Source organism: Flavobacterium frigidum, assembly GCF_048286735.1.
Lineage (GTDB): Bacteria > Bacteroidota > Bacteroidia > Flavobacteriales > Flavobacteriaceae > Flavobacterium.
In genome coordinates, this window is sequence record NZ_JBLVPU010000020.1 from 41673 (window position 1) to 65705 (window position 24033).

Genomic DNA, 24033 nt, shown 5'->3' on the forward strand with positions numbered 1-24033 from the left:
TTATGGTTAAAGCAAATTTAGTTGATACAAACGAAATTTGAGATTTTGTTAATCTATATTTAACGTTTGTACATACAAATATCAATACGCATTTTTCATTAGACCATTTCGAGGACAAAAGGTTTAACCGAGTATTAAAAAAAATATAGAAAACAGATTAAAAACTCAAATAGCCAAGTGGTATTACAGTATATTTTGCAGATGTATCAAATAGTAAATTCTAACTAATGTAATTCCAGATGTTTTTCTTTTTAGTCATTTCTATAAAAATAGAACGCAACGTTGCATGTTCTGGTTTTTGCATGCCTGAGTCTTCTTTGAGTAATTTCAAGGCATAGTTTCTGGCTAATGCCAATGTATCTCTGTCCCGAACCAAATCGGCAATTTGAAGATTAAGCACACCACTTTGTTGGGTTCCCATAAGATCACCAGGACCACGCAGTTTTAAATCTACTTCGGCAATTTCGAAACCATCATTTGTTTGAACCATGGTTTCCATTCGGGTTTTGCTATCAGCGCTCAATTTATGACTCGTCATCAAGATGCAATAACTTTGCTCCGCACCACGTCCTACGCGACCGCGAAGCTGATGCAACTGAGACAAACCAAAACGCTCCGCACTTTCTATAATCATCACACTGGCATTTGGAACATTCACACCTACTTCAATAACGGTTGTAGCGACCATAATATTGGTTTTTCCTTCAGAAAAGCGTTTCATTTCGGCATCTTTATCAGCAGGTTTCATCTTTCCGTGCAGTATCGAAATAGAATACTGAGGCAGCGGAAAATCTCTTGAAATGCTTTCGTAACCGTCCATTAAATCCTTAAAATCCATTTTTTCTGATTCTTGAATCAACGGATAAACAATATAAATTTGGCGTCCCAAAGCGATTTCATCTCGTAAGAATTTCCAAACTTTCAATCTGTTGCTGTCAAAACGATGAACGGTCTGAATTGGTTTTCGTCCCGGAGGCAATTCATCAATTACTGAAATGTCTAGATCGCCATATAAACTCATCGCCAATGTTCGCGGAATAGGTGTGGCGGTCATTACCAAAACGTGTGGCGGAATTATTTCCCCTCCCTTGGAGGGGTCAGGGGTGGATTTCTTCCATAATTTTGACCGTTGTTCTACGCCAAAACGATGTTGTTCATCAATCACTGCTAGTCCTAAATTCTTGAATTTTACTTTGTCTTCCAGTAAAGCATGGGTTCCGATGAGAATGTGTAACGTACCGTTTTCCAATTCTTCATGAATAATTCTACGTTGTGCTATTTTGGTAGAACCCGTTAGGATTCTGATATTTATATTTAAAGTTTGAGCCAATTCAGACAATCCAATAAAATGTTGATTGGCCAGGATTTCTGTTGGTGCCATCAAACAGGCTTGGAAGCCATTATCAAGTGCCAAAAGCATGCTCATGAAAGCCACAATAGTTTTCCCAGAACCTACATCGCCCTGAAGTAATCGGTTCATTTGGGCGTTGCTGCCCATATCAGTTCGTATTTCTTTGATCACTCTTTTTTGAGCATTGGTCAATTGAAAAGGCAAATGATGCTGATAAAAATCATTGAAATTTTCGCCCACAGTTGCAAATGGATATCCCTTTATTTTGTGTTTCCGAATCCTGTTTTTCGTGATTAATTGCAACTGAATAAAGAACAATTCTTCGAATATTAGACGGAATTTGGCTTTTGCCAAAACTTCAGCGCTCATAGGAAAATGAATGTTAAATAAAGCTACTTTCTTTGGAATCAACTTTAATTCTTGAAGTAGATAATCTGGCAGAGTTTCGGTGAACAACGTTTGCGTTTCTAGAAACAATTGTTGCATCAATTTATTAATAACTCGGTTTGAAATCCCGCGATTCGTTAAGGTTTCGGTCGAAGGATAAACGGGTTGCATAGCTGAACGCAAACTTTGTTCGTGTTCGCTCATCAGTTCAATTTCAGGATGTGCCATGTTGAAAGTACTTCCAAAAGACGTGCATTTCCCGAAAACTACACACATTTCATTCAGCTTTAAACTCTCCCGAATCCATTTATGGCCTTGAAACCAAACGAGTTCCATTTGTCCCGTATCATCTACAAAAGTCGCCACCAATCGTTTTTGGTTTCTGCCAAATTCGACTGTTTTAATGTTGATAATTTTACCAATAATCTGAACTTCGGCAATGTTGTTCTGCAGTTCATTAATCTTGTAATACCGTGTGCGGTCAATGTATCTGTTTGGAAAAAAATTAACCAAATCCACATACTTATAAATCCCCAGTTCTTTCCGCAGCAAATCGCCCCGATTGGGACCAACGCCTTTCAAGTATTCGATGGGAGTGAGTAGGAGGTTTTGCATTTAGATATTGTTGGACACGTATAAAACCGATTTGCTAAAGCAGAAACGCGGATTAAAACGGATTTTTAATTTTATGAAGCGAAGATAGTTTTTTGTTTGGAAAATTGACAAAATAGGACGGGCAAAAATACTCTATGAAGCTTCATTCGCAGCTGGATTCGCAACGTGGTGCTTTCCTATCTTTTTAGGAGCCGTTCCAGCTATGCATAACAAGTTTTACGGCAAAACCTTTTACGAGCTTGTCTCAGTAGCTTTTTTTGATAGCGTTATCACAAGTCTAAAAAAATGGTTTTTGCTCACAAAGGCTTTTCATTGCTGTCAAGTCTAAAAGATATTTGCGTAAAAGTATACTTTGAATATCCCGCTGCTTATTATTTTCAGCACCTTCTACAATCATGCTCTTTAAAAGCAGATTCTTGTGCATTATGACTCAAATGTTAAATTAATATTAATTGCATACAATTAAATTGTGTACAATTTATTTAACTTATATCTTTGTATCAGTAAAACTAAAACATGAAAAAGCTACAAATTTTAAGTCAGCAAGTTTGCTTTCCTATTTATGCTTTTGCAAAGGAAATTATCAACCAATACCGCCCTTTATTAGATGCGATTGAATTGACCTATCCCCAGTATTTAGTAATGCTAGTCCTGTGGGAATTTGAGTCGCAAACCGTAAATCAATTAGGCGAAAAATTAAAACTAGACAGTGGTACACTCACACCTTTGCTAAAACGTATGGAAGCAAAATTATTATTAACACGCACTAGAAGTAGCAGTGATGAGCGTATTGTAAACATTGCCTTGACGCAAAATGGTAAAGCTTTGCAAATAAAAGCATCAAATATCCCCACACAACTAATCGAAGCCATGAATGTAACAGTCGAGGAATTACAGGAGTTAAAAAACATTATTTCAAAAATTTCAAATAAAAATAATAAAAAATGAAAACAATATACAACACTAAAGCAACTGCTCTAGGAGGCAGAAATGGACAAGTAAAAAGCGAAAACGGAATTTTAGACTTGGCGGTTCAATATCCAAAGGCCTTAGGCGGAGCAAACGATGATTTTGCGAATCCCGAAATGTTATTCGCAGCAGGCTATGCCGCTTGTTTTGATAGTGCTCTAAATTTAGTAATCAAAAAAGAAAAAATCGAAACTGGTGAAACAAGCGTAAGCGCCACGATAGGAATTGGTCCAAATACAACTGGAGGATTTGCTCTCGAAGCTGCTTTGCACGCCAATATTCCGGGTGTGACACTAGAGATTGCTCAAAACTTAATAGAAAAAGCACATCAGGTTTGTCCTTATTCTAATGCTACTAGAGGAAACATGGAAGTGATATTAACAGTATCAAATGAAGAAGTTCAATACTAAAAAAAAATAAAAAAATGGCTTTAATAGAGGATTTAAATTGGAGACATGCTGTAAAAGCATATGATCCTACAAAAAAAGTAAGCAAGGACAAAATTGATAAGATTATCGAGGCGGCTCGTTTGGCACCAACTTCATCAGGATTGCAACCTTTTCAGGTTTTGGTTGTTGAAAATCAAGAGTTGAAAGAAAAATTAGTACAAGGTGCGCTTAATCCAGAGTGCATGCGCAATTGTTCTCATGTAATTATTTTTGCAGGATGGGATCGTTACACAGCAGAACGAATTGATAAAGTATACGATTTTACTACCACTGAGCGAGGATTGCCACAAGGTCGATTTAATAGTTATACCGATATGTTAAAGAAAATTTATTTGGGACAAGCAGCTGAAGAGAACTTTGTGCACATTGCTAGACAAACTTATATTGCATTAGGATTGGCGTTGGCGCAAGCCGCAGAGTTAAAAGTTGATAGTACACCTGTTGAAGGATTTGAAAACAGTGTAGTAGATGACATACTAGAACTAGATAAATTAGGGCTAAAAAGTGTTTCTCTAATGTATGTTGGTTATGCTGATACACCAAACGACTGGATTGCTCCAATGAAAAAAGTTAGAGTACCAACCGAAGAGTTTGTAGTAACGTACAAGTAAAATTATGCATTAAGTTCAGTTATACAATACTATGGCAGCTAACAAAAAGCCTAAATCAAAATCATATTTTGTTTTAGGCTTTTTTGTATTCCCGCTATACCGACTGCGGTATTCGTTAAGAAATGGTATATTTGGAATCCTTAATTTTGAATTTTATTCGAAATAAATTATCTTGCTAATAGCGCTTTATATACTGACTTTAGAGGTGAATGCTTCGTCTACAATGGTCGAAATTAAAAGAAACTTCGAAAAGGATAATAATTTCAATTCGAGTTATAAAAAAGATGAAGCAGTCATTATTTTATTTTTTTCAATGTAAACAATAGTTCGGTTTCGAGTCACAAAGCAGTTATTGATGATTTTACAAATAATCTGAACTTCGAAACTATTATTTTGCAGTTCGTTAATCTTATAATACTGTATGCAGTCAATGTATCTGCTGGGAAAAAAATTTACCAAATCCACATACTTATAAATTCCCAGTTCTTTACGCTGCAAATCGCCCCGATTCGAACCAACTCCTTTGAGGAATTCGATGGGAGTGAGTAGGAGGTTTTACTGCATAGTGCGAATATAGTTTTTTATTGGTAAATAATAAAACTGTAGTTGATTCTAAAATGCAATATTAAAAATGTAAAGTTAAAACTTAAGTTAATTGTGAAATTACTATCAAACACAATATCTTCGCAAAAATAAAAAGCTTAAACAATGACAACTCATCTCGCATTACTCCGTGGTATTAATGTTTCCGGTCACAGTATGATAAAAATGGACGCGCTAAAAACGACTTTGGAAGCTATTGGTTTTCTAAATGTGCAAACCTATATTCAATCCGGAAATGTTTTTGTAGATTCAGAGGAGGAAAATGCGGCTGCTGTTGGATTCAAAATTAAGCAGGAAATTTTTAAGGTATTTGGTCATGAAGTACCTGTTGTGGTTATTGGTTCCGCTGATTTAGAAGCATGTTTCAAGAACAATCCTTTCTTGAAGGAAAAGGAAATTGACACTAAAAAATTGTATGTAGCATTTATTTCTACTACCCTTCAAAGTACCAGTATGAATGATTTGAAAATTAGCCAATTCAAACCAGACGAAGCCAGTATCGACGGCAATAAAATCTTTATAAAATATGCTGTTGGTGCCGGAAAAACTCGATTTGATCAGAAATACATCGAGAAAAAATTGAATGTAATAGCAACAATTCGCAATTGGAATACAGTCACGCAATTGCTAAAAATGTACGAGGAAAGATAATAAGGCTTTAGGTACGGTTTAATCGATAATTTGCGTATTTTTTTTAATTGGGTTAACTCATTTTAAATTTGAGAATTAGCGTTATTTTTTTTTATAGTCAAAAGAACAATTTTTCAGAATCTATTTTTAACTTTAGAAAAAAATAATTATACTTTTACGCAACCTTTTGCAAGAAGTAGCACCTAAAAAGTAGGTTTAAAATCTGGTATATGAAAAAACTAATCATTCTTGTTGCTTTTTTTTCTTTTTTAAGTTCTTGTTCAAAGGGTGATGCTGTAAAAATAGATAGTACTGGTTATTACGGAAAATGGACTTTGGTCTCAATGTCGGGTTCTATTCCAAATTCTGAAACTATAGGCGCAGCAATGGAATGGCAGGAATTTTATTTGTTTAACACTAACGGAACATTTACAAAATCCAGAGAAAGAAATTCGGTTAAAACTACCATTTCGGGAACTTACACGACAACAACTCAATCTGACGGAATTTATTTTGATTTAACATATTCCAAAGACAGCGAAATTATAGGCAGCTGTTACGGAAATCCTAAAGAAGTACTGTTTTTAGATGCCAATACTTCCTTGTCCAGTACATGGAGTTATTGCGATGGTCCTGTATTAAAATATAAAAAGTAAAGTATAAGTGATTATTGAAAAGCATTTTCATAAAATTTAGTTTTGGTTAATTACAGAATGATGAAGTACTTATGCTAAAGAGTAGTCCGAAGTTGAAAAACTTGTGATGCTCTTTTCCTATTTCTAGTCTAAAAGATAAGTACTCCAGTAACAAAAGTTGGAGGATAAGCACAAAAAAAATTATATTTACTTACTGATTAATGCAAATACAACCTCGGGTTTAGGATGTAAACCTCAAATATCTAGTGCTATGAATTTAAAACTTTCTTTTGTTTTTACGGTGTTTTTTGTTTGTGTTTCAATGGCGCAAAACGGAAATCCAAACGATTATTTATCGGCTCAGTTTCATAAAGAGCGAAGAGAGGCATTGCGTACCAAATTACCTCAAAATAGTGTTGCACTATTTTTTAGCAATCCCATTCGGAATCGAGCCAATGATGTAGACTTTATTTTTCACCAAGATCCTGATTTTTATTATTTGACAGGATATAAAGAACCAAATGCAGTTTTAGTAGTCTTTTCGAACAATCAACAAACAAGTGATGGAAAGTTTTACGACGAATTATTATATGTTCAGGAGAAAAATCCTAGAGCGGAGCAATGGACAGGAGTGCGTTTAGGAACGGAAGGAGCAAAAAAAGAGCTGGGTTTTGAAAATGTATTTAATGGATCAGCGTTTTTAAATTCGGGGATTGATTATGCCAGTTTTGATACTGTTTTCTTTAAGGAATTTGAAGAGGATACCCGAAATTTAAAAAATGAAAAAGCGGATTTATACAAATTAATTGGAGCGTTTAATTCCCAAATCGGCTACAACGAAAAAGTAAAGCCTCAAATGGATTCGAATGTGCAAAAAGAACTTAATGGTAAAAAAAGCATTACTTCAAAAAAAGCAACAATAAATACCAAATCGATTTTGACGTATATGGCGAGTTTGCGAGAGAAGAAAACCAAAGAGGAAGTGGTTTTATTGACAAAAGCGGTTCGAATTTCGGCAATCGGACAACGTGAAATTATGAAAGCAATGCATCCCGGAATGTCCGAAACAGAGATACAGGGAATTCACGAATTTGTATACAAAAAATACGGCAGTGAGTTTGAGGGATATCCTTCCATCGTAGGCGCAGGGAACAACGGTTGTGTGTTACATTACATTGAAAACAGCAAAATGAAAGTCGAAAACGAATTGGTTCTAATGGACCTAGGAGCTGAATATCATGGCTATACTGCTGATGTAACTCGAACCATTCCTGCTAACGGAAAATTTTCCATGGAGCAAAAACTAATTTATGATTTGGTTTACGAAGCTCAAGAAGCGGGAATTGCTGCCGCAAAAATCGGAAATAATTTTAATGCTCCTGATGCAGCGGCTCGTAAAATAATCAGTTCTGGTTTAGTGAAATTAGGAATTGTTAAAACGGAACAAGAATCCAGAAAATATTTTCCGCACGGAACTTCGCATCACATTGGGTTAGATGTTCACGATTCAGGTTTGTATAATGCTTTTGAAGCCGATATGGTTGTGACAGTTGAGCCTGGAATTTACATACCAATTGCTAGTGATTGTGATAAAAAATGGTGGGGAATTGCGGTACGAATCGAAGATGATATTCTGATTAGTGCAAATGGCCCCGTAAATTTGTCGGCAGAAGCACCCAGAAAATCAGACGCTATTGAACAGCTTATGCAAGAAAAAAGTATGTTGGATGGATTTACGTTACCTTCTTTAGACTAAGAGTGTTAATTGTTTTTGTCAATGAATAATTATGAATTTTTTTTATGTTGTTGATAATAATTTGAATCACCATAATATTGTTTGTTGAATGACAAAATAATAATGACAGCTTCCTATCGATTATTAAAGTTTCCATAAAATAAAAAGGGTATAAAATTTATGGATACTAAAATTTGTACTATTGTAGTCTTATTTTCTTTTCGCATTATTATAATCGAGTATTCCTTATGATGTAATACAGAAAATATCTAAAATTAAATTTTCAGAAATAAAGCATAAAAATACCCCAAAAATGATCAAACCTGAAAAATCCCTAAATGAAGGTGAAAGATTAAGTCTACTTGAATCGTATGCAATTTTAGACACTTTGCCTGAAGAGGAGTATGATAATTTAACCTTGATTGCCTCACAAATATGCAACACGCCCATTGCTTTTATTAGTTTTATCGATACTGAAAGACAATGGTTTAAATCCTTGATGGGTTTAAATATGACAGAACTAGAGCGCGATTTATCTATGTGTGGCCACGCCATAAATGATCCTTCAAATGTTATGGTTGTACCAGATACTAGAAATGATGTTCGGTTTTTTGACAATCCGGCAGTTACTGGTGAAGCTAACGTGGTTTTTTACGCTGGTGTACCACTCGTAAATGATAAGGGAATACCGCTAGGAACCTTGTGCGTAATAGATAACAAGCCCAAAACATTGACAGATGTCCAAATAGCTTCCTTAAAAGCATTGTCTCAACAAACGATGAAGTTATTAGAATTGCGACTGAATAAATTAAATCTAGAAAAAACTTTAGAATCGTTAGAAAAAACGAATACAGAGTTGGAACGTTTTGCGTACATAGCAGCTCATGATCTCAAATCACCATTGGCGAACATAAGTGGATTAAGTGACCTTTTAATTTCTGATTATAGTGATGCAATGAATCATGAAGTAAACGAAATTTTAAACTTGATTAAGAGTTCTTCAGACAAGTTGAAAGAAATGATCGATAGTTTGCTAACTTTCAGTAAATCAAATACAATTGAAAAAGTAAAAACTAGCCTACTAAATATTTCAGTTTTAGAGCATGAATTGAAACAACTTTTTGCTTTTAATACTGATGTTTCTATTGTTATCAATTCGAATGGTACTGCTTTAAATATTAACAAAACAGCTTTTGAACAGATGTTAATTAATCTAGTTTCAAACGCAATAAAATACAACGATAAAGAAAAAACGAATATAAAAATTGAAATTCTAGACAAAGAGAAATTCTATACCATCACCGTAATTGATAATGGACCTGGGATATTAAAGGAACACCAAGAATCTATTTTTGAGCTATTTGAGGTAGCAACGGCAACAGATAAATTTGGAGATCGCGGAACTGGCATTGGTTTAGCTACTGTTAAAAAGTTAGTTGAAGCGCTTCATGGCACTATCAAAGTTGAGTCGGAAATGGGTTTAGGAACAAAATTTATTATGACACTTGCACACTAATAAAAATGCGCAATTAGTGTTGTTGACTTCCATAAATTTCAGGTTCAGGAAGTGGTAGTAAATCACAATACCAAAATCCAAAATCAAAAGCATCAGTTGCACTAGTATCGCAAGCGGTATCTGAGGCGTCTTCTTTCTCGGGTTTTTCATATTTACGGTACACAATTTCACCAATTTCAAAATCAATTGGTTTCGAGAAAATGGGACCATCAAAAGTGAAGGTATGAAATTCGCCGTTTTCGCCACAAACATCAACATTTTCAGGTAAATCATTGATGAAATCTTGGTCGATAACGCGACCAACGAAGCTTTGATCTAAAAATCGTTCGTTGACACAAACCACAATCGTTTTAAATTCTAAACTGATAAATTCTTGAATGAGTTCGTGAGTTGGTATTTTCCATAGCGGAAAAATGCCTTCAAAACCTATTTCGGTTAATTTATCTTCACGGTATTTACGCAGATCTTCGAGGAAGATATCCCCAAAAATAGAATTGGTTACACCTTGTTTTTTTAATGTAGTCAATGTTTCGCGCATTACATTTTCATAGACTTCCATCGTGGGCATCTCTGGAATTTGCATGATTTCAAGTGGTAATCCAATGCTTTCGGCCTGTTGTTGCAATAATTCCACTCGCACGCCATGCATCGAAATACGCTGATATTGTTGGTTTACACTGGTCAGTAAACAAGCAATTTCAATTTCTGGATTTTGTAGGGTTTTGTATAAGGCGAGTGCCGAATCTTTTCCGCTGCTCCAATTAAATAAGGCTTTCTTTTTCAATGTAATTATCTTCTGATTATCTGGAGGTAAACTTACAAAATTAGTCGGATTAGTTTGGGAAACCTTTGTAACTTTGGGAATTGCAGCATTAAATGCCATGATAATGAAATACCTATTCTTTTTTATTTCCACGTTCACATTTGCCCAACAAACCCAATTTGTTGATTTTAAAACGGTTCAGGGAAAAATTACCGTAAATTCAATTGAAAAAATAGTTTTTGGAGATGTTAATTATGATTTTGATGTTTTGAAATCTATTGACACTATTAAAATTGATGCACAGAATATGGAGTTTTCTGATTTTAAACTGAATGGAAAACCGGTTAATTATAGCAATACACAAAAACAATTACAAATCATATTTCCGTTTAAACAGGGAAAAAATAACCTGACTTTTCACTATTTGGCTAAGCCAAAACAAACCCTATATTTCATTGGTTCAGAATCAAATGACAATGTTCAAATTTGGACGCAAGGACAAGGAAAATATACCAGTCATTGGTTTCCGAGTTTTGATGATGTGAATGAGAAAGTGGTTTTCAATTTAAATGTAGTATATTATAAAGACTATCAGGTAATTTCGAATGGAATTTTGAAATTTAAATCAACACTTGATGGACTTTCGGTTTGGCAATACCAAATGCAAAAACCAATGAGTTCGTATTTATTGATGCTTGCCATCGGAAAATTTGAAAAAACCAGTCAAAAATCAAAATCAGGAATTTCCTTAGAAATGTATTTGGAAAAAAAAGACGCAACTAAATTTGAACCAACGTATAGAAATTCAAAACGGATGTTTGATTTTTTAGAAAAGGAAATAGGAGTGAAGTTTCCTTGGGGAATTTATAAACAAGCGCCTGTTCGAGATTTCTTGTATGCCGGAATGGAAAACACATCGGCAACGCTGTTCAATACCCGTTATGTGGTCGATTCTACAGGTTTTGAAGACAGAAGTTATACGAATGTCAATGCGCATGAATTAGCCCATCAATGGTTTGGGAATTTAGTCACTGCCGAAAGCGGAAAACACCATTGGTTGCAGGAAGGTTTCGCTACCTATTATGCGTTGCTGGCCGAAAAGGAAATCTATGGTGAAGATCATTTTTATTCAAAATTATATGAGTCGGCTTCACAATTAAAATTTGCTTCTCGAACGGATACCATTCCAGTTTTGAATGCCAAAGCCAGTTCATTGACTTTCTATCAAAAAGGCGCATGGGCACTTTTTGTTTTACACGAAGAAATAGGAGATAAGGCATTTAAAAAAGCGGTATCAAACTATTTGAAAAAACATGCATTTCAGAATGTGAATACAGAGGATTTCTTTATTGAAATCGAAAAAAAATTGAACTATGATTTGAATAATTTTAGTAAAGTATGGCTTGAATCTAGTGTTTTTAATACGCAACAAGCCAATAGGTTATTGGTTAAAAATAAATCAACTCAAGTACTGTTTGAAGTAGAGAATTTAAAAAACAAGCCGTTATTAGAGAAAAAGGATTTTCTTGAAAAAATAATGCAATCTGACGTTTATTTTTCGGTAAAAGAAGCGATTCTGAATCAATTGAAAAATGAAAAATGGGAAGATAAAATGAGTCTTTTTATTTTAGCTTTAGAAACTAAAAATGTGCAATTGCGCCAAACAGTTGCAGCAACATTGAATGAAATTCCGGAAAGTTTCAGAACGCAATATGAAACTTTATTAGACGACAAATCATATCAAACACAAGAACTGGCGCTGTATAATTTATGGAATAATTTTCCGGAGCAGCGGATTCAATATTTAGATAAATCAAAAAATTGGATAGGTTTTAATGATTATAATTTAAGGACTTTGTGGCTAACTTTAGCACTTTCGACACCAAATTATACGGATGAAAGACAAGCTTTGGAAACCGAATTAATACACTATTCATCCATAAATTATGAAGCGAATACCAGACAAAATGCTTTAGAGAAATTAATCGCTTTCAAAATAATAAATGACGTTGTTTTGAAAAATCTCGTAAATGCTACTACGCATCACATGTGGCAATTCACTAAATTTGGTAGAGATAACTTAAGAAAATTATTGACAAACCCGGTAATGAGAGTTTCTTTGGAAAGAATAGTTACTGATTTAAATGAGGCGGAACAATTTCAATTGAATCGATTATTGAAAGAATAAGTCGGAAATTGAGAGGGATTTAAAAACGCAAATACACTAATTTCAATCGATAATTCTTTTAGAAATTAGTGAATTTGAGTATTTTTTATGGCTGTACAATGTTTTACCACATCAAACTCACTTCATTTTTGATATAAGCTAAAGCAGCGTTGCTAGGCGATTGTTTTTCCATCAAATCGCTTAAAACTACTTCACGCAATTTATCAGCATTGTCAACACGATCACTCATGTTCGCTTTTCGAATCATTTGGATTGTTGCATTTTTTGCTGTAACAATAATTGTCCAACATTCATCTGACATATAGATTTGTTGTGTCAAATTATGTTCAAATTCTTGTTCGACATGCGCAATTATTAGATTTTCATAATCGTTTTTATCGTTAGAAATTGGAGAAATCCGAATTAATAACTTAGTGGGATTAATGCGTTCCAAATACAGAGACATTCGTTCATATGCCTGTAAACGCAGTGGCAAAGCCTCTTTTTGAACCTCTTTTTGTAACAACCAGCGCCTTGTATTTTGCTGATCTTTGAAATAAGAGTTAAATAAATAGTAGGCTACGCCGCCAGTAATTATTGAAGGAAGCGTGTAAGCGAGTATTTCTATGATTTTTGTTGAATCCATTTTATTATAAAAATTATTGGAGCAAAAATATACTTTTTTAGGAACAAATCAATTTCTATTTACTAGCAATAAATCAAACCGAATAGTATTTTTGTCCCTTGTAATAGCACTATTTAAAATTGAATACCATAATGGAGACTTATGTTCTAGTTTTACTTTGTTTGGCTGCCTTTGCGGCAGGATTTATTGATGCTATTGTTGGCGGTGGAGGACTGATACAAACCCCCATGGGATTGATCTTATTACCCAATTTGCCTGTTTCAACAGTTATAGGAACCTTGAAAGTTCCTGCTTTTAGTGGGACATCTTTTGCAGCGTATCAGTATTTGAAAAAGGTAGATATGAACTGGAAACTATTGTCGATTATGATGCTTTTGGCATTTCCTTCGGCATTTTTAGGCTCTACTTTATTGACGTATGTGAGCAATGATTTCATGAAACCGTTATTACTGGTTGTTCTTTCTTTTTTAGTGATTTATACCTACGCCAAGAAAAATTTTGGGCAACACATTGAAAAGAATCATTCTCCAAGAACTCAAATTTGGAATGCGATTGCAATCAGTTTTGTAGTTGGTTTGTATGATGGGTTTATAGGTCCAGGAACGGGAAGTTTTTTGGTAGTTGCTTTTATAGCCATCATGGGATTCGATTTTTTACATGCTTCCGCAAATGCCAAAATGGTAAACTTATCGACTAATTTTGGCTCTATCTGCCTTTTTATATTGAAAGGTAAAATCATTTGGGCGATTGCTATTCCAATGGCTGCCAGTAATGCTCTTGGCGGTTGGATTGGCGCTAAACTGGCCATCAATAAAGGAAATAGTTTTATCCGAATTTTCTTTTTGGTCTTAGTTGTGGGGACTTTAATTCGTTTTGCATACGATGTCTTTTTTAAAGATTAGCAACTTTGCTAATGGCTTTCTTTCAAGTTAGTTTTTGGTTAAATCAGAACTCATTATGATTGTAATTTAAACCTGTTTCTAAATCTTAAATTCTTATTTTTGCATAATAAATTTTAAATTTTTCCATGCATAAATATATCGATCAACTTAACGAAGCCCAACGTGAACCTGTTCTTCAAAAAGACGGGCCAATGATAATCATTGCTGGTGCGGGCTCTGGGAAAACGCGTGTGTTGACTATTAGAATTGCTTATTTGATGAATCAGGGCGTTGATGCCTTCAATATTTTATCGCTTACGTTTACCAATAAAGCGGCACGGGAAATGAAAACCCGAATCTCCCAAATTGTAGGAGCAAGTGAGGCCAAAAACCTTTGGATGGGCACATTTCACTCGGTTTTTGCTAGAATTTTACGTTCCGAAGCCGATCATTTGGGCTATCCTTCTAATTTTACAATTTATGACTCCCAAGATTCTTTGCGTTGTATCTCGGGCATTATCAAAGAAATGCAACTCGATCGAGATGTTTATAAACCAAAACAGGTTTTAAGCAGAATTTCCAGTTACAAAAACAGCTTGATTACCGTAAAAGCCTATTTTAATAATCCTGAATTACAAGAAGCGGATGCAATGGCTAAAAAGCCAAGATTAGGAGAAATTTATCAAAATTATGTTGATAAATGCTTCAAATCTGGCGCAATGGATTTTGATGATTTGTTGTTGAAAACCAATGAATTATTGACTCGTTTTCCAGAAGTTTTAGCTAAATACCAAAACCGTTTTCGTTATATATTGGTCGATGAGTACCAAGATACGAATCACTCTCAATATTTGATTGTTCGTGCATTGTCTGATAAATTTCAGAATATTTGTGTGGTGGGTGATGATGCGCAAAGTATTTACGCTTTTCGTGGTGCGAATATCAACAACATTTTAAATTTTCAGAAAGATTATGATGGTGTGAAAACCTTTAGACTGGAACAAAATTACCGTTCGACAAAAAATATAGTAGAAGCAGCAAATACGATTATCGATAAGAATAAGGTAAAACTGGATAAAATAGTTTGGACTGCTAATGATTTTGGCCCAAAAATAAAAGTGCACCGTAGCATGACCGATGCCGAAGAAGGGCGTTTTGTAGCCAGCACGATTTTCGAACAAAAAATGCAGAACCAGCTTAGTAACGGCTCCTTTGCCATTTTATATCGTACCAATGCGCAATCCCGTGCTATGGAAGATGCACTTAGAAAAAGAGATATTCCGTATCGCATTTATGGTGGTTTGTCTTTTTATCAAAGGAAAGAAATCAAGGATGTATTGTGTTACTTGCGATTGGTTATCAACCCAAAAGATGAAGAAGCTTTGGTGCGTGTCATCAATTATCCGGCTCGTGGAATTGGGGATACAACAGTCGAAAAACTTACGATTGCTGCCAATCACTACAAGCGTTCCATCTGGGAAGTAATGCAAAATATTGATAAAATTGACCTAAAACTGAATTCGGGAACCAAACAAAAATTGCAAGATTTTGTAACGATGATTCAGAGTTTTCAGGTTATTGATCAAAATCAAGATGCGTTTTTTATCACCGATCATGTGGCAAAAAAAACAGGATTGGTTCAAGAATTAAAGAAGGATGCTACTCCGGAAGGAATGGCTAAAATTCAAAATATAGAAGAATTATTGAACGGGATCAAAGATTTTACCGAAGGGCAAAAAGAAATCGATGGCGCTCGAGGCGCCTTGTCTGAGTTTATGGAAGATGTGGCATTGGCAACAGATTTAGATAAAGACACTAGTGATGAAGACCGCGTGGCTTTAATGACGATTCACTTAGCAAAAGGATTGGAATTCCCTCATGTTTTTGTGGTGGGAATGGAAGAAGATTTGTTCCCCAGCGCAATGAGTATGAGTACAAGAAGTGAACTCGAAGAAGAGCGTCGTTTGTTCTATGTGGCTTTGACACGTGCGGAGCATCAGGCGTATTTGACGTATGCACAATCGCGTTACCGTTGGGGGAAATTGACTGATAGCGAACCTTCGCGATTTATTGAGGAAATTGACGCACAGTATTTAGAATATTTAACGCCAGCCGAGTCCAATTACCGGTTTAAACCAATGATTGACAGTGATATTTTTGGAGATGTGGACAAATCTAAATTGCGTTTGGCAAAACCTGCCAACGGATCGCCGCCGACCAAATTTAGTTCAGATAATGAACCTAAAACTGAGATCAATATTCGTAAATTAAAACCTGTCAGTAGTAATGCACCATCTGGTAGTGCGAATTTGTTTGATAATAAATTGGTTGCCGGAAATGTTGTAATGCACGAACGATTTGGAAAAGGCAAAGTTTTAAACCTTGAAGGAGTGGGAGCGGATAAAAAAGCTGAAATCAAATTTGAAGTTGGTGGAATCAAAAAATTATTGTTACGCTTTGCGAAACTAGATATTATTGGATAGTACCGAGTGGTAGTTTTCCCTGTGCTCAGTGACCGTTTGAGTAAATTAAAATCAGATAACTGAAGTTTTAAAACAGGAAATCAAAAATTGTTAATTAAAAATCTTAAATCTGATGGCTCAATTTATAAAAATATACGAAAACAAACCCAACGAGGCCGCAATCGCAAAAGTGGTGAAGGTGCTCAAAGAGGGCGGTTTAGTGATTTATCCTACAGATACCGTCTATGGTTTGGGTTGTGACATTACTAATACCAAAGCGTTGGAACGCATTTCAAAGATTAAAGGGATAAAACTGGAAAAAGCTAATTTTTCCTTTATTTGTCACGATTTAAGCAATTTGTCAGATTATGTTCGGCAAATTGATACGCCCACATTTAAATTGTTAAAAAGAACTTTGCCTGGGCCGTACACCTTTATTTTACCTGGAAATAATAATTTACCAAAGGAATTTAAAAAGAAAACTACGGTGGGAATCAGGGTTCCAGATAATGAGATTGCATTAGCAATTGTGAAGTTGCTAGGGAATCCAATAGTTTCTACTTCTATTCACGATGATGATGATGTGATAGAATATACCACTGATCCGGAGCTTATTTTTGAGAAATGGCAAAACCTTGTCGATATGGTTATTGATGGCGGTTATGGTGATAATATGGGCTCTACGATTATTGATTTATCTGGCGACGAGCCAATTGTTGTTAGAGAAGGTAAAGGAAGTTTAGATATTTTATAAAATTTAAATATTTGGCAAAATATTTGCTTCTATTCTATAAATTTTTATATTTACTTAAAATTTACATTGCATTGATTTTAATAGTAATAGCATGTTATTCTTAATTATATTTAATTGGTTGTTAAAGAACAATTGAGGATACATAAGAGCAGGTTTTACGACCTGCTTTTTTTGTTTACATATTGGTCGAATTTAAATAATTGTTTAGTTTAAAAAGAAATAAGCATAAAAAAAACGCCCCAATTTTGAGGCGTTTACTTTTGAATATAAAGAAAAAATTATGGTCTTTGTTTTTTCATTTCTTTTTCAATCATGTCATAAAACTGATCGATTTTAGGTAAAACAACAATACGAGTTCTTCTGTTACGAGCTTTGTTTTCAGCTGAATCATTAGCTACCAAAGGAATGTACGAACTTCTTCCTGCTGCAATTAATTGTTCTGGTTTAACACCTAATTGGTTGGTTAATACACGAATGATAGAGGTAGAACGTTTTACACTTAAATCCCAGTTGTCTAATAAAATTCCAGTACCAATGTATGGAACATTATCAGTGTGGCCTTCAACCATACATTCAAAATCTGGCTTGTCATTAACAACTTTTGCTACTTTAGCCAAAACTCCTTTAGCTTTGTCAGTAACTTCATAACTTCCGCTTTTGAATAATAATTTATCAGCAATTGATATAAAAACAACCCCTTTTTCTACATTTATTTCGATATCTGGATCAGAAATTCCTACAGCACTTTTTAAACTCGTCACTACAGCAAGAGTTACACTATCTTTTTTAGTTAAAGCATCCTGCATTCTGCTGATTTTTAAATCTTTCTCTTTGATAGATTCTAACGCTTTTTCAATATTTTCAGCACCTTTTGTAGATAATATCGTCATATCTTTAGACGTACTTATCAATCCTTGATTTTGTTCTTTTAACAAAGACGCAGTTGCTGAAAGCGCTGCTTTTTCCTCTAAACAAGCATTTAATTTTACTGTAGCAGTATTTAATAAGTCCTGAGTTTCTTTATTTCTAGCTTCTAGCTCAGTATATTTCTTTTTAGAAACACACGAAGACAATAGCGCTAATACGGATAGTGCGATTACTATTTTTTTCATAAATGGTATTGATTTAATTAAATGTTAAAAACAAATTTACTTTTTTATATTTATTTTGTTCTAAATAAATCGTTAAAAACAACGACTTTCCTAATAAAATAGATGAAAACGATACTTTTTATGCAATAGTATTTTTGTTCTTGAAATTTTGTTCTTTTTTTATAATGAACTAAAAAAAGTTTGTAAAAAGAAAAATGAGCTTTTAATATTGCTACAAAATGTTTGAATTTTCCAGTCGCAAGAAATTGCATTCCTGCAATTCCATCTAGAACCATTCTGCCTAAAAGAATTGGATATAATTTATTTTCAGGAAGGTTTTTTGTCAACATCAATAAGGAGTTTCTGAAATTCAAAAATGTTTTTTTTGGATTTCCTTGCTGCAAAGTTGCTCCGCCTACATGATACACTACTGATTCTGAAATGTATTTTATTTTATGCCCTTTATTTAATGCGCGCCAACACAAATCAATTTCTTCCTGATGTGCAAAAAATTCGTCATCAAAGCCTTTTAATTCATTAAAAACACTACTTCTAATAAAAAAACATGCGCCACTTGCCCAAAAAATCTCTATGTTGTCATTGTACTGGCCAAGGTCCTTTTCGATAGTGTCAAATATACGACCACGACAATACGGATACCCAAATTGATCTATAAAACCACCTGCAGCGCCTGCGTATTCAAAATATTCTTTGTTTTTAAAATCCAATATTTTAGGCTGAATTATAGCCGTATTGGGTTCGTTTAAAAAAGTTGTTAGTATGGGTTGCAACCACTTCTCTGTCACTTCAATATCAGAGTTTACCAAAGCATATAGTTCTGCATCGACTTGTTTTAATGCTTCGTTGTAACCGCTGGCAAAGCCCAGATTGCCTTTGTTTTCAATAATCCTAACGGATGGGAAATGTGCTTTAACATAAGCAATAGAAGTATCTGTTGAGGCATTATCCGCAACATAAATAACTGCATCTGGTGAATTTTTTACAACAGAGGGCAAAAATTGTTCTAGCAATAAAACTCCATTCCAATTCAGTATAACTACAGCTATTTTCATAACAATTTTTGATTATTCTATTTTATACGTTGGCAATTCATGTAGGAATTGATATTTTTCATTTTCAAAATCCATTTGGCAAAAGTAGTGATTCAAACCATTGGTTACCATCAAATATTGAGCATTCATCGTCATATTATAACGAGCAATTTGGTCAAAAGTAGCTTGTGCAATTTTTACTTCGGGCGCTTTGCATTCGATTAGAATAAAAATGGAACCATCAGAATTGAAAACCACGACATCGTACCTTTTGCGCAAGCCATTGACTTTTAAAACCTTCTCTACGTTAATCAATGATTTTGGGTATTTTTTTTCTTCCAATAAAAATTGGACAACATGTTGACGAACCCATTCCTCTGGAGTAAGAATGATAAATTTTTTCCTGATTTCATCAAAAATGGAGACTTTATTTTCGCTATTTTTGAATCGAAAAGTATAGGAAGAAAAATTTAATTGCTGCATAAAGCAAAAATATAAAATAGTTTGAAGTTTCAGGTTTAAAGTTTCAAGTTTTAGAACTTAGAGACAGAGCGCTGCAACTAAATACTGAACATTTGAAAAATGGACGAGGTTTTAAAAATTGTAAATGACATTAAAAACGGGAACATCAAACCAATTTATTTTTTGATGGGCGAAGAACCGTATTATATCGATAAATTATCTGATTTTATTGAAGAAAAAGTTTTGACCGAAGAAGAAAAAGGTTTTAATCAAACTGTTTTATACGGCAGAGACGTTTCAATAGAAGATATTATTTCGACAGCCAAACGCTACCCCATGATGGCAGAACGTCAAGTGGTCATTGTTAAGGAGGCACAAGATTTAATCCGAACAATCGACAAATTAGAAAGTTATGCCGAAAACCCTATGACAACTACGGTTTTGGTATTTTGCTATAAATACAAAACACTTGATAAACGTAAAAAAGTAACTAAATTACTAGCTAAAAATGGTGTCGTTTTCGAAAGTAAAAAACTATATGACAATCAAGTTGCCGACTGGATTAAGCGCGTTTTGGCTGGTAAGAAATATCAAATCGAACCCAAGGCTAACGCAATGCTGGTTGAATTTCTGGGAACCGATTTGAGTAAAATAAATAACGAACTAGAAAAGCTACAAATTATTTTGCCAGTAGGAAGTACTATAACTCCCAAACATATTGAAGAAAATATAGGTTTCAGCAAAGATTTTAACGTATTTGAATTGCGAAAAGCATTAGGCGAACGCAGCCAGCTAAAGGCTTATATCATTGCGGATAACTTTGCTCAAAATCCAAAAGACAATCCAATGGTTGTGACCACGGGTTTAGTCTTTAGTTTCTTTATACAATTGTTGAAATACCATGGTTTAAAGGATAAAAATCCAAAAAATGTAGCCTCAGTTTTAGGTATAAATCCGTTTTTTATGAAGGAATATGACGTAGCTCTAAAAAATTATCCCATGAAAAAAGTAAGCCAAATAGTGGGAGCTTTACGAGATATTGACGTAAAAAGTAAAGGTGTTGGAGCCAATGCTTTATCTCATTCTGATTTATTAAAAGAAATGCTTTATAAAATATTTAATTAAAGCGTAAAAAATCTCGATATTTGCATTTCTAAAAAAACAAATATACCTCAATTATGGGAATGAATAAAAACACTATTTTAGGTTGGGCAACCTTGATTATGATTGTAATGGGATTATTGCTAATTGCATTAGGTGCTTTTAGATATGATGACGTTGCAGGATGGGGATTTGCCGCTGTAGGTGTTGGATTTTTAGCTAATGCTTGGGTATTTAGTTCACTTAAAGGAAGACTTTAATAATTATTTTAAATAAATTTTAAATTAAAAAAGAAAATGGCAGACGATAAGAAAGTTATATTCTCAATGTCAAAATTGAGTAAAACCTATCAGGGAGCAGATAAACCAGTGCTTAAAAATATTTATTTGAGTTTCTTTTATGGAGCAAAAATTGGTATTTTGGGTCTAAATGGTTCTGGAAAATCTTCTTTATTGAAGATTATCGCGGGAGTTGATAAAAATTATCAAGGAGATGTAATTTTTGCTCCAGGTTATACTGTTGGATATTTAGAACAAGAACCGATTCTTGATGATAGCAAAACGGTTATCGAAATTGTAAGAGAGGGCGTTGCAGAAACTATGGCAGTTTTAGACGAATTCAATAAAATCAATGATAGTTTTGGTTTACCTGAAGTTTATGAAAATGCCGATAAGATGGAGCAATTGATGGATCGTCAAGCGCTTTTGCAAGACAAAATTGATGCATTGGGTGCTTGGGAAATCGACACTAAATTAGAAATTGCAATGGATGCTTTGCGAACTCCAGAAGGCGATACTCCAATCAAGAATTTATCTGGTGGGGAACGCCGTCGTGTAGCTTTGTGTCGTTTATTGTTGCAACAACCTGACGTTTTGCTGCTCGATGAGCCTACGAATCACTTGGATGCAGAAAGTGTCCTTTGGTTAGAACAACATTTAGCACAATACGCGGGAACTGTAATTGCAGTAACGCACGATAGGTACTTTCTAGACAATGTGGCGGGTTGGATTTTAGAACTTGATAGAGGAGAAGGTATTCCTTGGAAAGGGAATTATTCGTCTTGGTTAGACCAAAAATCAAGCCGTATGGCACTAGAAGAAAAAGTAGCTTCTAAACGTAGAAAAAACTTAGAACGAGAGTTGGATTGGGTTCGCCAAGGGGCCAAAGGACGTCAGACGAAACAAAAAGCGCGTTTGCAGAACTACGATAAATTATTGAACGAAGACCAAAAACAACTGGATGAAAACTTAGAAATCTATATTCCAAATGGTCCGCGTTTAGGAACTAATGTTATTGAAGCCAAAAATGTTGCCAAAGCTTTTGGAGATAAATTATTGTATGATAATTTAAATTTCACCTTGCCTCAAGCAGGAATTGTTGGAATTATTGGGCCAAACGGTGCTGGTAAATCAACTATTTTCAAAATGATAATGGCCGAGCAAAAACCAGATTCAGGTGAATTCTCCATTGGTGATACTGTAAAAATCGCTTATGTTGATCAAGCGCATTCTAATATTAATCCAGACAAGTCCATCTGGGAAAACTTTGCTGACGGTCAGGAATTAATCATGATGGGAGGAAAACAAGTAAATTCCAGAGCGTATTTGTCTCGATTTAATTTTGGTGGCGGAGAACAAAACAAGAAAGTTTCCATGCTTTCCGGTGGAGAACGCAACCGTTTGCACCTAGCAATGACTTTAAAAGAAGAAGGAAACGTACTTTTGCTGGATGAGCCTACGAATGATTTAGATATCAACACACTTCGTGCCTTAGAGGAAGGTTTAGAAAGTTTTGCAGGTTGTGCGGTAGTTATTTCTCACGACAGGTGGTTTTTGGACCGAATTTGCACGCACATTCTTGCTTTTGAAGGTAACTCTGAAGTGTATTGTTTTGAAGGTGGATTCTCTGAATACGAGGAAAATAAGAAAAAACGTTTGGGTGGAGATTTAACACCAAAACGATTGAAATACAGAAAATTAATCAGAAGTTAATTCTGCCAGATTATTTTTTAATAATTAGAGGATGTCCAATTTGGACATCCTTTTTTTTAGTTATTTTTTTGCTTTTTTATCGGAATTCATCATGATTAAAACCGAAATAATCAAGCCAATGATTACTAAACCGAATACCACAAGCATTATAAAGGTTCCATTGTCCCAGGAGAAAAGTGTAGTGTCTTTCATGATATATTTGTTTTAAGTTTGAACAAAAATACTATCCTTATACATGAAAATGTATGATAATTATCATGTATGAATTATTCTAAGAACTTTGCATTTAATTCCTTTGTTGGGATGATACAACTTTCCGTTTTGCCAAACCATTTGTAGCGATTTTTTGCTATATAATCGTAAATAGTATTGTTGAAAGAAGTAGGTAAAACCGAAAATAGTGAGGTTAAATAGAATAGTCCACCTAGTTTTTTTGCGATTTCAAAGGCCGCTTCTGATTTATAATAGTAAGCCAAACCCGGTTCAAAGAGGATTATACTATCTGTTTTTTGAGTGTCTATTCCTAAATGTTTGATGATTTCTTGACCTAAATCAGATTGTATGGCTACGAATCTAAAAATATCATTGGTACCGTATTTAATGATGAATTGAACTGCGGAATTACACAGATTGCAAACACCATCAAAAAGAATAATTTTTTTGTCTTTAGGAATATTGAGCATTTTCTTGTTTAGTTTATCATTATGAGAATCGTACGCCATCGTATTATGTTGCTCAACTTGTTTCCTGTTAGTACGATTGCTTCGTTCCTCGCAATGACTTATGTTAGTCTATAGGAAAGTTATTCCGTCATTATATCTTTAATTTCTTCAAATAAATCTTTCCAAGTTGGGTTTATAGAACGAATTAAAGTATTTTTTGTTTCTCTTGAACCTGCTTTTATTTGTTTTTCTCTAGCTATAGCATCACCAATCCATTGAAATTGCTCATAATAAACTAATACATTCACATTATAACGGGCAGAAAATGAAGTAGGACGTCTTTTTTCTTTGTGCTCTAGAATTCTTTGTGGCAGATTAGACGTGACGCCTGTATAAACTTCGGTTTGGTATTTATTAGTGATGATATAGATAAATCCAGGTTTCATGTTTTTTTATTTGAATTTGTCATTGCGAGGAACGAGGCAATCACATTAAGTTGC

At 34.4% G+C, this 24033-nt stretch carries 23 protein-coding genes and 1 pseudogene; 14 read left to right on the forward strand and 10 right to left on the reverse strand.

Going from position 1 to position 24033, the window contains the following annotated elements; genetic code table 11:
- Positions 1-220: 220 nt before the first annotated feature.
- Positions 221-2353 (reverse strand): ATP-dependent DNA helicase RecG, encoded by a 2133-nt coding sequence (recG, locus tag ACNQGO_RS12150; RefSeq protein ID WP_417985410.1) that lies wholly within the window; start codon positions 2351-2353, stop codon positions 221-223.
- Between the two features lie 516 nt (positions 2354-2869).
- Here recG and ACNQGO_RS12155 point away from each other — a divergent pair.
- The 3 genes from ACNQGO_RS12155 to ACNQGO_RS12165 are packed head-to-tail and all read left to right on the forward strand — an operon-like array spanning position 2870 to position 4382.
- On the forward strand, positions 2870-3301 hold the full coding sequence (locus ACNQGO_RS12155; protein WP_309756573.1) for a MarR family winged helix-turn-helix transcriptional regulator: 432 nt from the start codon (positions 2870-2872) through the stop codon (positions 3299-3301).
- The gene (locus tag ACNQGO_RS12160) at positions 3298-3732 is read left to right on the forward strand and encodes an organic hydroperoxide resistance protein (protein WP_417969605.1); all 435 of its coding nucleotides are present in this window, start codon (positions 3298-3300) and stop codon (positions 3730-3732) included. Before ACNQGO_RS12155 ends, ACNQGO_RS12160 begins: the two co-directional genes overlap by 4 nt.
- 14 nt (positions 3733-3746) lie before the next feature.
- Positions 3747-4382, forward strand: a complete 636-nt coding sequence (locus tag ACNQGO_RS12165) for a nitroreductase family protein (protein ID WP_417985411.1) — start codon at positions 3747-3749, stop codon at positions 4380-4382.
- Between the two features lie 351 nt (positions 4383-4733).
- Here the strand turns inward: ACNQGO_RS12165 and ACNQGO_RS12170 are convergent.
- Positions 4734-4919: pseudogene (locus ACNQGO_RS12170) on the reverse strand (hypothetical protein); the annotation flags it as partial.
- Between the two features lie 171 nt (positions 4920-5090).
- Between ACNQGO_RS12170 and ACNQGO_RS12175 the strand changes: the two are divergent.
- The 4 genes from ACNQGO_RS12175 to ACNQGO_RS12190 all read left to right on the forward strand — a co-directional run bounded on the left by ACNQGO_RS12175 (position 5091) and on the right by ACNQGO_RS12190 (position 9501).
- Positions 5091-5636, forward strand: a complete 546-nt coding sequence (locus ACNQGO_RS12175) for a DUF1697 domain-containing protein (RefSeq protein WP_417977764.1) — start codon at positions 5091-5093, stop codon at positions 5634-5636.
- Positions 5637-5845: 209 nt separating this feature from the next.
- Positions 5846-6271, forward strand: coding sequence for a hypothetical protein (locus ACNQGO_RS12180; protein WP_417985412.1), 426 nt, complete (start codon positions 5846-5848; stop codon positions 6269-6271).
- A 250-nt stretch (positions 6272-6521) separates the two neighbouring features.
- The gene (locus ACNQGO_RS12185; protein WP_417985413.1) at positions 6522-8006 is read left to right on the forward strand and encodes an aminopeptidase P N-terminal domain-containing protein; all 1485 of its coding nucleotides are present in this window, start codon (positions 6522-6524) and stop codon (positions 8004-8006) included.
- Between the two features lie 292 nt (positions 8007-8298).
- Positions 8299-9501, forward strand: coding sequence for a sensor histidine kinase (locus ACNQGO_RS12190; RefSeq protein WP_417969617.1), 1203 nt, complete (start codon positions 8299-8301; stop codon positions 9499-9501).
- A gap of 13 nt (positions 9502-9514) precedes the next feature.
- Here the strand turns inward: ACNQGO_RS12190 and ACNQGO_RS12195 are convergent, their stop codons facing one another.
- Positions 9515-10285: a Dph6-related ATP pyrophosphatase gene (locus ACNQGO_RS12195; protein ID WP_417985423.1), complete on the reverse strand. Its 771-nt coding sequence runs from the start codon at positions 10283-10285 to the stop codon at positions 9515-9517.
- A gap of 103 nt (positions 10286-10388) precedes the next feature.
- On the opposite strand from ACNQGO_RS12195, the gene ACNQGO_RS12200 reads away from it, so the two are divergent.
- Positions 10389-12452, forward strand: a complete 2064-nt coding sequence (locus ACNQGO_RS12200) for a M1 family metallopeptidase (protein WP_417985414.1) — start codon at positions 10389-10391, stop codon at positions 12450-12452.
- Positions 12453-12555: 103 nt separating this feature from the next.
- On the opposite strand, the gene ACNQGO_RS12205 is transcribed toward ACNQGO_RS12200, so the two are convergent.
- Positions 12556-13077: a DUF7935 family protein gene (locus ACNQGO_RS12205; protein WP_417985415.1), complete on the reverse strand. Its 522-nt coding sequence runs from the start codon at positions 13075-13077 to the stop codon at positions 12556-12558.
- Between the two features lie 131 nt (positions 13078-13208).
- On the opposite strand from ACNQGO_RS12205, the gene ACNQGO_RS12210 reads away from it, so the two are divergent.
- The 3 genes from ACNQGO_RS12210 (at position 13209) to ACNQGO_RS12220 (ending at position 17174) form a co-directional block, all read left to right on the forward strand.
- Positions 13209-13979, forward strand: a complete 771-nt coding sequence (locus ACNQGO_RS12210; protein ID WP_417985424.1) for a sulfite exporter TauE/SafE family protein — start codon at positions 13209-13211, stop codon at positions 13977-13979.
- A 125-nt stretch (positions 13980-14104) separates the two neighbouring features.
- Positions 14105-16441, forward strand: a complete 2337-nt coding sequence (locus ACNQGO_RS12215) for an ATP-dependent helicase (protein ID WP_417985416.1) — start codon at positions 14105-14107, stop codon at positions 16439-16441.
- Positions 16442-16553: 112 nt separating this feature from the next.
- On the forward strand, positions 16554-17174 hold the full coding sequence (locus ACNQGO_RS12220; RefSeq protein WP_417985417.1) for an L-threonylcarbamoyladenylate synthase: 621 nt from the start codon (positions 16554-16556) through the stop codon (positions 17172-17174).
- A 278-nt stretch (positions 17175-17452) separates the two neighbouring features.
- Here ACNQGO_RS12220 and ACNQGO_RS12225 read toward each other — a convergent pair whose 3' ends face one another.
- The 3 genes from ACNQGO_RS12225 to ACNQGO_RS12235 are packed head-to-tail and all read right to left on the reverse strand — an operon-like array spanning position 17453 to position 19800.
- The gene (locus tag ACNQGO_RS12225) at positions 17453-18286 is read right to left on the reverse strand and encodes an OmpA/MotB family protein (protein ID WP_417969625.1); all 834 of its coding nucleotides are present in this window, start codon (positions 18284-18286) and stop codon (positions 17453-17455) included.
- A 50-nt stretch (positions 18287-18336) separates the two neighbouring features.
- A complete protein-coding gene (locus tag ACNQGO_RS12230; protein ID WP_417985418.1) occupies positions 18337-19338 on the reverse strand; it encodes a glycosyltransferase family 2 protein in 1002 nt (333 codons plus the stop codon).
- A gap of 12 nt (positions 19339-19350) precedes the next feature.
- Positions 19351-19800, reverse strand: coding sequence for a type I restriction enzyme HsdR N-terminal domain-containing protein (locus ACNQGO_RS12235; protein WP_395045966.1), 450 nt, complete (start codon positions 19798-19800; stop codon positions 19351-19353).
- Between the two features lie 99 nt (positions 19801-19899).
- Here ACNQGO_RS12235 and holA point away from each other — a divergent pair, with 99 nt between their 5' ends.
- The 3 genes from holA to ettA are packed head-to-tail and all read left to right on the forward strand — an operon-like array spanning position 19900 to position 22871.
- On the forward strand, positions 19900-20904 hold the full coding sequence (holA, locus tag ACNQGO_RS12240) for a DNA polymerase III subunit delta (protein WP_417985419.1): 1005 nt from the start codon (positions 19900-19902) through the stop codon (positions 20902-20904).
- 53 nt (positions 20905-20957) lie between these two features.
- Positions 20958-21140: a CAL67264 family membrane protein gene (locus tag ACNQGO_RS12245; RefSeq protein ID WP_091169561.1), complete on the forward strand. Its 183-nt coding sequence runs from the start codon at positions 20958-20960 to the stop codon at positions 21138-21140.
- Between the two features lie 36 nt (positions 21141-21176).
- Positions 21177-22871, forward strand: coding sequence for an energy-dependent translational throttle protein EttA (ettA, locus tag ACNQGO_RS12250; protein WP_417985420.1), 1695 nt, complete (start codon positions 21177-21179; stop codon positions 22869-22871).
- 60 nt (positions 22872-22931) lie between these two features.
- Here the strand turns inward: ettA and ACNQGO_RS12255 are convergent, their stop codons facing one another.
- From ACNQGO_RS12255 to ACNQGO_RS12265, 3 genes are all read right to left on the reverse strand, one after another.
- Positions 22932-23063, reverse strand: coding sequence for a hypothetical protein (locus ACNQGO_RS12255; protein ID WP_417977787.1), 132 nt, complete (start codon positions 23061-23063; stop codon positions 22932-22934).
- A 74-nt stretch (positions 23064-23137) separates the two neighbouring features.
- Positions 23138-23554: a thiol-disulfide oxidoreductase DCC family protein gene (locus ACNQGO_RS12260; RefSeq protein ID WP_417985425.1), complete on the reverse strand. Its 417-nt coding sequence runs from the start codon at positions 23552-23554 to the stop codon at positions 23138-23140.
- A 119-nt stretch (positions 23555-23673) separates the two neighbouring features.
- Entirely contained in the window at positions 23674-23979 is a 306-nt protein-coding gene (locus ACNQGO_RS12265; protein ID WP_417977789.1) for a GIY-YIG nuclease family protein, read from the reverse strand.
- Between the last annotated feature and the right edge of the window lie 54 nt (positions 23980-24033).